This window comes from Butyrivibrio sp. MC2013 (assembly GCF_000424585.1).
Lineage (GTDB): Bacteria > Bacillota > Clostridia > Lachnospirales > Lachnospiraceae > Butyrivibrio.
In genome coordinates, this window is record NZ_KE384211.1 from 323,644 (window position 1) to 332,347 (window position 8,704).

The 8,704-nt window shown below is 45.4% G+C and carries 7 protein-coding genes and 1 pseudogene; 1 reads left to right on the forward strand and 7 read right to left on the reverse strand.

Translation table 11 applies throughout. The features are described 5' to 3' along the window. Positions 1 to 20: 20 nt before the first annotated feature. Entirely contained in the window at positions 21 to 1,049 is a 1,029-nt protein-coding gene (locus G636_RS0115825) for a 3-deoxy-7-phosphoheptulonate synthase (protein ID WP_026508851.1), read from the forward strand. A 184-nt stretch (positions 1,050 to 1,233) separates the two neighbouring features. On the opposite strand, the gene G636_RS0115830 is transcribed toward G636_RS0115825, so the two are convergent. The 7 genes and pseudogenes from G636_RS0115830 to G636_RS0115860 form a co-directional block, all read right to left on the reverse strand. Next, complete coding sequence (locus tag G636_RS0115830; RefSeq protein WP_026508852.1) at positions 1,234 to 2,136, reverse strand: tyrosine-type recombinase/integrase; 903 nt, start codon at positions 2,134 to 2,136, stop codon at positions 1,234 to 1,236. 51 nt (positions 2,137 to 2,187) lie between these two features. Next, on the reverse strand, positions 2,188 to 3,510 hold the full coding sequence (locus G636_RS0115835; RefSeq protein ID WP_026508853.1) for an aminotransferase class I/II-fold pyridoxal phosphate-dependent enzyme: 1,323 nt from the start codon (positions 3,508 to 3,510) through the stop codon (positions 2,188 to 2,190). Then, positions 3,510 to 4,802: a diaminopimelate decarboxylase gene (locus tag G636_RS0115840; RefSeq protein WP_026508854.1), complete on the reverse strand. Its 1,293-nt coding sequence runs from the start codon at positions 4,800 to 4,802 to the stop codon at positions 3,510 to 3,512. Before G636_RS0115840 ends, G636_RS0115835 begins: the two co-directional genes overlap by 1 nt. Positions 4,803 to 4,999: 197 nt before the next feature. Beyond that, complete coding sequence (ung, locus tag G636_RS0115845; RefSeq protein WP_026508855.1) at positions 5,000 to 5,674, reverse strand: uracil-DNA glycosylase; 675 nt, start codon at positions 5,672 to 5,674, stop codon at positions 5,000 to 5,002. A 29-nt stretch (positions 5,675 to 5,703) separates the two neighbouring features. Beyond that, on the reverse strand, positions 5,704 to 6,468 hold the full coding sequence (gene hisF / locus G636_RS0115850) for an imidazole glycerol phosphate synthase subunit HisF (RefSeq protein WP_026508856.1): 765 nt from the start codon (positions 6,466 to 6,468) through the stop codon (positions 5,704 to 5,706). A 47-nt stretch (positions 6,469 to 6,515) separates the two neighbouring features. Next, positions 6,516 to 7,121: an imidazole glycerol phosphate synthase subunit HisH gene (hisH, locus tag G636_RS0115855; RefSeq protein WP_026508857.1), complete on the reverse strand. Its 606-nt coding sequence runs from the start codon at positions 7,119 to 7,121 to the stop codon at positions 6,516 to 6,518. Between the two features lie 23 nt (positions 7,122 to 7,144). Then, positions 7,145 to 8,704: pseudogene (locus G636_RS0115860) on the reverse strand (hypothetical protein); the annotation flags it as partial.

An 8,704-nucleotide genomic window follows, 5' to 3' on the forward strand; every position in this document is an offset into this window, starting at 1 on the left:
ATATTCGGGTCAAAGAAAAGATGTCATTTAAATACATTCAAAAAATCCCAACTCCTCAGGAGATTTTAGAGGAAATGCCCCTCTCACCTGAGCTCAAAAAAGTAAAAGAAGAAAGAGACAAACAGATTGCTGATGTTATCACAGGTAAAGACGACAGATTCCTGGTGATCGTAGGGCCCTGCTCAGCAGATAATGAAGATTCGGTTCTTGACTACATCTCAAGGCTTGCTGCTATCAAGGAGAAGGTTGAGGACAGGATCATCCTGATCCCCAGGATATATACCAATAAGCCCAGGACCACAGGTGAAGGCTACAAGGGTATTACATCCCAGCCCGATCCTGAAGGCAAGACAGATTTCAGACAGGGTCTCACAGCCATGAGACATATGCACATCAAGGCTATCGAGGAGTCAGGGCTTACTCCTGCAGATGAGATGCTCTATCCCGATAACTGGGGATATGTAGCTGATATCCTTTCCTATGTAGCTATAGGTGCCAGATCGGTAGAGGATCAACAGCATAGAATGACTGCTTCCGGTTTTGATGTACCTGCCGGTATGAAGAATCCCACCAGTGGATATCTCTCAGTAATGCTCAATTCCATATATGCTGCCCAGCATCCACATTCATTTATGTATAGGGGCTTTGAGGTAAAGACAGGGGGTAACCCTCTGGCGCACAGCGTACTGAGAGGATCACAGAACAAGAACGGACGTAGCATTCCCAACTATCACTATGAGGATCTCAATCTCCTCTTCCAGCTCTATGCAGAAAGAGACATTGTAAATCCTGCCTGCATCGTTGATGCCAATCACAACAACTCCGGCAAGCAGTATCGCCAGCAGATCAGGATCGTAAAAGAAGTACTCCACTCCAGGACTCATTCCGTAGACATAAAGAACCTGGTCAAGGGCGTAATGATCGAGAGCTATATAGAGGAAGGCTGCCAGAAAGTCGGCGGTGGTGTATACGGTCAGTCTATTACAGATCCCTGCCTTGGCTGGAAGGATACAGAGAAGCTCCTTTATGACATTGCAGAGCTTTGCTGATCAAACAGCTTCTCCAAATAGATCATATAAAACTTACTTATTTGTCTTTAGCAAAAAAAATCGCATTCAGATGAATGCGATTTTTTTATGCTGTTAAACTCGCAAACGCTTCGCTTTTTGCTCGTTATAAAATCACTGCTGACGCAGTTCTACGGGTACGGGGCTTATAACCCCGCACCCGTAATCAAGTGAATCTGTCTTTACCTGGTCTTGTTCTCTCATATATCTCACGGACATAATTATTTTTATTTGCTGCATACCATTTGGTAGATGCCTTGTCCTGATGTCCCAGCATCTCCTGTACCACAGCTATATCTGCACCATTATCCAAAAGGTGTGCTGCAAAAGTATGCCTGATAGTATATGGGGTGATCTTCTCTCCAATACCTGCCTTGTCACCATAGCGCCTGATCATCTTCCAAAGCCCCTGCCTGCTCATGGCCTTTCCGCTGGCAACTGCCAAAAAGAGTGTACCATCGTCAATATTGTCTCCCAGAAAATCCAGCCTAACATCCATGAGATATCTCATAATAGCCGTTCTGGCTTCCTGACTAAAGGGAATGATCCTCTCAATCCCCTTGTCCTCTAACCTGATACAATTCACTCTGAAATCAATATCATCTATATTAAGTGATATGATCTCTCCTGCTCTCATGCCTGTGGCATACATCAGCTCCAGGATAGCTATATCTCTCTTGCCCTTTGCGGTATTCCTGTCAGGCTGTTCAAATAAAGCGTTTATTTCCCTTACAGTAAGCACTTCCGGAAGACCCCGCTCCACTTTTGGAGCTCTTAATATCTCTGATACATCATCCGGCAGTTCACCATTTTCCACCATAAAGTGAAAGAAGGAATGGATAGATGATACCTTTCTGGCAATGGTGGAATCTGCCATCATATTCTCTCTAAGGTTCCTGATATACATTACCAGGCGGTCATCTGTCACGTCAGCCCAGGAGCTTATCCCATCACTCTCCAAAAAGGATATAAGATTCTCAAGGTCGCTCAAATAAGACTCTGCAGTAGAGTCAGACACACCCTTAACACTTTGTTGATATTCAATAAACTCATCTGCTGCCTTGTGCATATAAGTTCCTCTGTATCAGATCAGCTATTTTTCTATATTATATCTTTTGTCTTATGCGTTCATTTCCTTAAGGAGCTTCTCTGCACTTGCTATCTTAACGCAAAGAGTAAAAAGAAGTGCTGCTTTTTCCAAATCTGATACAGGCGGGAATGTAGGAGCAATACGGATATTGCTATCCCTTGGATCCTTGTGATAAGGGAAGGTAGCTCCTGCCTCTGTGAGCTTGACACCTGCCTTCATGCACAGGGCCACAACTGTCTTGGCACATCCTTCAAGAGTATCAAAGCTGATAAAGTATCCGCCCTTGGGATTGGTCCACTGACCTACACCCAGGCCGCCAAGCTCAGCTTCAAATATATGCTCAACTGTCTCAAACTTGGGACGAAGGATATCAGCCTGCTTTCTCATATGTTCCATGAGTCCGCAGATATCTCCAAAATAACGAACATGTCTGAGCTGATTAACCTTATCATGACCAATAGTCTGATTCTTCATCTGCTTGATGATATCTTCCATATTATTAGAGCTGGTAGCCATTGCAGCAATACCGGATCCGGGGAAGGTGATCTTGGATGTGGATGCAAACTTGTATACCAGGTCAGGGTTGCCTGCTCTCTTACACTCAGCCAGGATCTCGATCAGATGATCCTGATCCTGATCATAGAGGTGATGTACGCCATAAGCATTATCCCAATAGATCCTGAAATCAGGAGCAGCAGGCTTAAGGCGGGCAAATCTTCTGACAGTATTATCTGAATAGGAATATCCCTGAGGATTGGAATACTTGGGAGTACACCAGATACCCTTGATAGCAGGATCTTCGGATACCAGCTTCTCTACCATATCCATATCCGGTCCATCCTTGGTCATAGGGATAGTGATCATCTCAAAACCAAAATACTCAGTGATAGCAAAATGTCTGTCATATCCGGGTGCAGGACAGAGCCACTTAACCTTCTCCAGCTTGCACCAGGGAGTGTTACCCATAACACCATGTGTATAAGACCTGCTGACACAATCGTACATTACATTAAGTGATGAATTGCCATAGATGATGATATTATTGGGATTATTCTCCATCATATCTGACAGCAGTTCCTTGGCTTCATCAATACCTGTCAGTACACCATAGTTACGGCAATCAGTACCATCTTCACATCTCAGATCAGATCCGGAGCTCAGTACATCCATCATTCCCATGGACAGATCCAGCTGTTCCTTGCAGGGCTTACCTCTGCTCATGTCCAGTCTCATATCCATTGCCTGATAGCGTTCATATTCCTTTTTAAGACCTGCCAGCTCATTCTTCAGCTCCTCGGCAGTCATTTCAGTATAAGCCTTAACAGCAGCCTTTGTTGCAACCTTCTTAGTCATTATTCCAGCCCCTCTTCCTTAATTATTTCTTTGATATCTTCACTTACAGGCAGACAGTCAAATGTAGCAAAATAGTCCGCCATCTTCTGCGCTCTTCTTATGAGTTTAACAGATCCATCTCCTCTAAGGAGAAGCTCTGAGGACCACAGTCTTCCATTATAGTTGTAACCCATGGCAAAGCCATGAGCACCTGTATCATGTATAAAGAGAAGATCTCCCTCTTCGATCTTGGGAAGAGCTCTTTCTACAGCAAACTTATCATTGTTCTCACAAAGGGATCCTACTACATCATATTTGTGATCAAGAGGTGCGTTCTCTTTGCCCAGGACTGTAATATGATGATATGCACCGTAGATAGCAGGTCTCATCAGGTTAGCTGCGCAGGCATCTACGCCAATATATTCCCTGTAAATGTGCTTCTCATGGATAGCCTTGGTTACAAGAGCTCCGTAAGGGCCTGTCATGAATCTTCCCATCTCTGTATAGATAGAAGTATTAGTAAGACCTGCAGGTACCATGATCTCTTCAAATTTCTTTCTGACGCCTTCACCAATCTCATAGATATCATTTCCTTCCTGGTCAGGCATGTAGGGGATACCTACGCCGCCTGAGAGATTGACAAATGCGATATCAGCGCCTGTTTCCCGGTGAAGCTCTACGGCCAGTTCAAAGAGCTGACCTGCCAGCATGGGATAATACTCATTAGTCACAGTGTTGGAAGCCAGGAATGAGTGGATACCAAAGCGCTTTACGCCCTTCTTCATCATAAGCTTAAAGGCTTCACTGATCTGCTCTCTGGTCATGCCATACTTGGATTCTCCGGGATTATCCATAATGCCATTGCTCATCCTGAATACTCCACCGGGATTAAAACGACAGCTCATAGTCTCAGGAAAAGCAACTCCGATACGCTCCAAATATTCAATATGTGTAATATCATCAAGGTTAATGATAGATTCTATCTTGGAAGCAAACCGGTACTCCTCTGCGGGAGTATCGTTGGAAGAAAACATGATATCACTGCCTCTTGCTCCGCAGGCCCTGGATAAAACCAGCTCTGACATTGAAGAGCAGTCCATTCCGCATCCCTCTTCCAGCATTATCTTCAATATCTCAGGATTAGGTGTTGCCTTTACTGCAAAATATTCTTTAAAGCCGGGATTCCATGCAAAGGCTTTCTGAACAGCCCTGACATTGGCTCTGATGCCTTCTTCATCATAAATATGGAAGGGTGTGGGATATGTTTCTGCGATCTTTTTAGCCTGATCGGCAGTTAAAAATGCCTCTTTCATATGCTACCTTTCGTTTACATGTATTTTTGTATACAATTTTGTTTTTTAATAAGTTAACATACTTCTTTTCAAATGTACAGATGAAAGAATTAACTTTTGACCATTTGGACAAAAAATCACTGTTCACTTCTTTCATGACATCAAAATGCACTAGTATAAAAGAAGTGAGCAGTTACAGATAATCAAAAAAATCGTATTTAAATGTCTGCTATCTGCCAGTCAATGGGCTCGCAGCCATTTTTTACCAGAAAATCATTACATTTAGAGAAATGCCTGCAGCCAAAAAAGCCCCTGTAAGCAGACAATGGACTGGGATGAGGCGCCTTAAGAACAAGATGACGTGGATTGGACAAGAGAGCTGCTTTCTTCTGAGCAGGACTGCCCCAAAGCATAAATACGATGGGCCTGTCTTCTTTGTCAACAGCAGATATGATCGCATCTGTAAAAGTCTCCCAGCCCTTATCCTTGTGTGAAAATGCCTGGTGAGCTCGTACAGTAAGAATTGTATTTAATAAGAGGACTCCCTGCTCTGCCCAGTGGGTCAGATAACCGTTATTAGGAATCTTGCATCCAAGATCATCATGGAGCTCCTTATAGATATTCACCAGAGACGGGGGAGTCTGAATGCCCGGCTTAACCGAGAATGACAGGCCGTGAGCCTGGCCGGGTTCATGATAGGGGTCCTGCCCCAGGATCACCACCTTAACTTTATTCAAAGGGGCCAGATGCATGGCATTGAAGATATCATCAGCCGGAGGATATACAGTATAGTTATTGTATTCATTTAATACAAACTTATACAAATCCTTATAATAATCCTTTTTGAATTCACTTCCGACTGCGTCCAGCCATTCCCCTGTGAGCATTGACATGATCTTTCTCCCTTATTGCTATAGTCTTCTTAGACTCTGCGAACTGCTACGCCCATTTCGTCCAGATAGTCCTTGAGTTCTGAGATCTCAAGTTCCTTGTAATGAAAAAGTGATGCAGCCAGCGCTGCGTCTGCTCCGCCCTTTGTCAGAGCATCATAAAAGTGGACCTTCTCTCCTGCGCCGCCTGATGCTATCACAGGGACAGATACGTTATCAGCCACTGCCCTTGTCAGCTCCAGGTCAAAACCTGCCTTGGTGCCATCTGCATCCATACTGGTCAGGAGTATCTCTCCTGCTCCAAGCTCAGCTGCCTTCATAGCCCATTCTATAGCATCGATACCTGTATCGATCCTGCCGCCGCTCCTGTACACGCTAAAGCCGCTTTTGTCAGATCTTCTCTTGGCATCTATTGCTACCACAACGCACTGGCTTCCAAACTTGTCAGCACCTTCAGATATCAGCTCAGGCCTGAGTATAGCTGCAGAATTGATAGCACACTTATCAGCACCTTCTCTAAGGATAGCTTTCATATCATCACAGCTTCTGATGCCTCCGCCTACAGTAAAGGGAATAAATACCTTTTCTGCCACCTGCCTGACCATCTTGGAAACTGTAGCCCTGGCATCAGAAGTAGCAGTGATATCAAGAAATACCAGTTCATCGGCTCCGGCCTCAGAATAAGCAGCGCCTACACTGACAGGATCTCCGGCATCCCTCAGATTTACAAAATTAACCCCTTTTACAACCCTGCCGTCATTGACATCAAGGCAGGGGATGATCCTCTTTTTAAGCATATTAGTCCTCCAAGCCGGAATATAGCTTCCGGTCAACAATCCGCGTATCAGATCTCAACGAAATTCTTCAGGATCTGCATGCCCACATCAGAACTCTTCTCAGGATGGAACTGACAGGCAAAAACATTACCCTTCTCAACAGAAGCGTCAATATCCACACCGTATTCACAACGAGCTTTGACTATATCCCTGTCACCGGCCTTTAGATAATATGAATGTACAAAATATACACAGCTATGCTCAGGGATTCCCTTAAAGAGTCTGCCCTCTGAAGGAAAAGTAAGTTCATTCCAGCCTATTTGAGGAACTTTAAGGCCATCTCCTCCCGGGATCTTCACTATTTCCCCACGCAAAATGCCCAGGCCTGCAGCATCCTTTGATTCCTCACTGGAGTCAAATAGCAGCTGCAAACCCAGGCATATACCCAGAAACGGTGTCCCGGAGGCAGTAACCTCTTTTATCACACCATCAAGTTCATATTCGCGGAGCTTATTCATGGCATCGCCAAAAGCTCCCACACCGGGAAGTACTACATGATCTGCCTTTGCAATCTCAACCGGATCTCTAGTGACCATGGCCTTGCAGCCAATGTAGTCAAAGGCATTTATAACACTTTTGATATTTCCTGCATCATAGTCGATTATAGCCAGCATGAAGGTAACCTTCCTTAAAATTATTAGTCAGGTGCCTTCCTCATACCGCATATAACCTGCAATTTCTTGGTATATTCACGGTCGTGCCTGATCTTACGAAGTTCCAGAGCATCTTCTACTGTGAGACCATACTTCGTCTGAAGCACCGACGTTATATTATAGTACGCTAAATCGACTTCGTTTTCAACAGTAGTATCATGTCCTTCGCCCTGATAGAGGACGCTTTCTATGTTATATATCTCCTGTATACTTTCCTTGATATCCGCATATTGACCCACGCCTTTGATCAGAGCATTGAGCGCTTCCAGCTCATGACCGGAAGTTGCAAAGGTCTCATACTGATTGTAGTAATGCTGCATCTGCATTACTGTTCTGGACTTCCAATAGATCAGTTCCTGCTCTTCATTTAACTCGCCTTTTCTATAGAGAGCGTAGAGATCCTTGTAAGCGGTCCAGTAATCAGCATTTTCATAAGCCTTTATGCCTTCATGCAGTATTCCTGATCTGGGCAGAGCCATAGCAGGTGCGATCGCCATAAGACCAATAGGGATAGCTATAAGGAATCCCAGTATGATCTTCCGCTTTGGCATAGGCGGCGGCGGAGGACCGGGATCCGGCTTTGGCTTCTTTTCCTTCTTTGGTTTCTTTTCTTTAGGCTTCTTTTCCTTCTTTGGCTTTTCTTTCTTAGGAGCCTTTTCCTTAGGCTTTTTCTCCTTAGGCTTCTTTTCTTTCTTCTTTTTCTTGCCTGCGGCAGCGGCTTCACCCTCCAGCTCGTTGAGGACCTCCTGGTTCTCACTGGTAAGGGACGCCAGCTCGTTATTTTCTACATTTACTACATCAGCCTCTTCTTCTGCAAAAATAGCTGAGAGTATCTTAGCAAATAATCCTTTGCCTTTTTCTTTCTTTTCCTTACGCTTTTTGCCGTCTTTTCCCTTCTTCTCCAGCTCCAGGTCATCCAGCTCATCGTTGGAAGGAGCGCCTTTCCTGGGCTTCTCGGGCAGCTCATCAGCTCCTTCAGGCTCTCCTTCGGGCTCAGCTTCATCTTCAGGAGCTTCAGATTCCACGCCCTCTTCGGACAGGCCCATCATAAGCTCGTCAAGGGATTCTTCGCCGCCTCCTTCATCGCCCTCAGCCTCTTCACCTGCAGCTTCCTCGGTGGTGGGTGCTTCGCCTACATTATCCCCGCCCAGATTCTCAAAGAGCGATTCTATATCCTCTACAGAGCTCTCTTCCTCCTGGGCAGGAGCCTTTTTTGCACCGTCTTCTTCGCTAAAGGAGGATTCGTCAAGGAGCAGCTCATCGGGCACAGCTTCCGTCTCTGACTCGGCAGCATCACTGTCATCACCTTCTGCTGCAGCAAACATGGCAGCTATCTCATCAGGAGACATCTTCCTGTTGGGATCATCATCAGCAGCTGCAGCCGGGGCTTCTGCTTCAGGTGTAGGCTCGGGCTCAGGCTCAGGTTCGGGCTCTGCTTCAGGTTCGGGCTCTGCTTCATCTCCGCCGCCTGCGCTGGCAAAAAGAGCTGCTATCTCATCAGGAGACAGCTTCTTGTTTGGATCTGCATCCGCTGCCGGAGCAGG

Coding starts and splice junctions, on each gene's coding strand:
- G636_RS0115825 (WP_026508851.1), top strand. CDS start 21: ATGTCATTTAAATACATTCAAAAAATCCCAACTCCTCAGGAGATTTTA.
- G636_RS0115830 (WP_026508852.1), bottom strand. CDS start 2,136: ATGCACAAGGCAGCAGATGAGTTTATTGAATATCAACAAAGTGTTAAG.
- G636_RS0115835 (WP_026508853.1), bottom strand. CDS start 3,510: ATGACTAAGAAGGTTGCAACAAAGGCTGCTGTTAAGGCTTATACTGAA.
- G636_RS0115840 (WP_026508854.1), bottom strand. CDS start 4,802: ATGAAAGAGGCATTTTTAACTGCCGATCAGGCTAAAAAGATCGCAGAA.
- ung (WP_026508855.1), bottom strand. CDS start 5,674: ATGTCAATGCTCACAGGGGAATGGCTGGACGCAGTCGGAAGTGAATTC.
- hisF (WP_026508856.1), bottom strand. CDS start 6,468: ATGCTTAAAAAGAGGATCATCCCCTGCCTTGATGTCAATGACGGCAGG.
- hisH (WP_026508857.1), bottom strand. CDS start 7,121: ATGCTGGCTATAATCGACTATGATGCAGGAAATATCAAAAGTGTTATA.